Here is a 1,562-nt window from a genome sequence, read left to right as displayed (position 1 = left end):
GTGGTGTGGATTCGACGTTGTCGGCGTGGTTCGATGATGCTGCTGCGCGGTTTGGTGATCGGGTTGCGGTGCGGTTCGGTGGCGAGTCGTTGTCGTATGGTGAGTTGTCGGTGCGGGCTAATCGTTTGGCGCGCAGGTTGATTGCTCAGGGTTGTGGTCCGGAGTCGTTGGTGGCGGTGGCGTTGCCGCGGTCGGCGGATCTTGTGGTGGCGTTGTTGGCGGTGGTGAAGTCCGGTGCGGGGTATTTGCCGGTGGATCCGTCGTATCCGGCTGATCGTGTCGAGTTCATGTTGGCTGATGCTGCTCCGGTGGCTGCGATTTCGTGGTCCGGGCGTGAGTTGGTGTTGCCCGCTGGTTTGCCTGTGGTTGATATCGACGCGGTGGATGTGTCGGAGTTCGATGGTTCGGTGGTTTCGGATGCGGATCGTGTTGCGCCGTTGCGGTCGTCGAATGTTGCGTATGTGATTTACACGTCGGGTTCGACGGGTCGCCCGAAGGGTGTGCAGGTTCCGCACACGACGGTGGCGAAGTTGTTTGCGAATACTGAGAGTGTGTACGGGTTCGACGAATCCGATGTGTGGACGATGTTCCACAGTTATGCGTTCGACTTCTCGGTGTGGGAGTTGTGGGGTCCGCTGTTGTACGGCGGCACGTTGGTGGTTGTGGATTATGTGACGTCGCGGTCGCCGGAGCAGTTCTTGGAGTTGCTTGCTGCTGAGCGGGTGACGGTGCTCAATCAGACGCCGTCGGCGTTCTATCAGTTGGCCGAGGCTGATCGGTTGGCGTCGGAATCCGGTCGGGCTGCTGAGTTGTCGTTGCGGTGGGTTGTTTTCGGCGGCGAGGCGCTCGAGCTGCGTCGCTTGTCGGATTGGTACGGCCGCCGCGGTGACTTCGCGCCGACGTTGGTGAACATGTACGGCATCACGGAGACGACGGTGCATGTGAGCCATCGTGTGTTGGATGCTGCGTTGGCGGCGGATGCGTCGGCGAGTGTTGTGGGTCAGGCTATTTCGGGTCTGCAGGTGTTCGTGCTCGATACGCGTTTGGCTCCGGTGCCTGTTGGTGTCGCGGGTGAGATGTATGTCTCTGGTGTTCAGTTGGCTCGGGGTTATCTGGGTCAGGCGGGGTTGACGTCGACGCGGTTTGTGGCGAATCCGTTCAATGCCGGCGAGGTGTTGTACCGCACGGGTGACGTCGCGTCGTGGAACAGTGCTGGTGATTTGGAGTATCTGGGTCGCGCGGATGATCAGGTGAAGATCCGTGGTTTCCGGATCGAGATCGGTGAGATCGAGTCTGCGGTGTTGGCGGATGTGTCGGTGGCGCAGACGGCGGTGGTTGTCCGTGAGGATTCTCCGGGTGATCAGCGGTTGGTGGCGTATGTGGTTCCGGCTGCGGGTGTGAGCGTTTCGGTCGACGATGTCCGCACCGGTGTGGGTTCGTTGTTGCCGGAGTACATGGTGCCGTCGGCGTTTGTGGTGTTGGATTCGATTCCGTTGACGGTGAACGGGAAGTTGGATCGTCGGGCGTTGCCGGTTCCGTCGTTGCAGGTTGCGGTGTTCCGT

At 60.6% G+C, this 1,562-nt stretch carries 1 protein-coding gene; it reads left to right on the top strand.

Features of this window, described 5'->3' with window-relative positions; genetic code table 11:
* Positions 1-1,562, top strand: a 1,562-nt coding sequence (locus ATN37_RS00070; protein WP_218694570.1) for an amino acid adenylation domain-containing protein, incomplete at both ends; no start/stop codon positions are given.

The sequence above is a fragment of the Rhodococcus sp. MH15 genome, assembly GCF_019266045.1.
GTDB classification, from domain to species: domain Bacteria; phylum Actinomycetota; class Actinomycetes; order Mycobacteriales; family Mycobacteriaceae; genus Rhodococcus_F; species Rhodococcus_F qingshengii.
The sequence above is the reverse complement of the archived record's forward strand: the minus strand, read 5'-3'. Positions and strand labels throughout refer to the sequence as shown.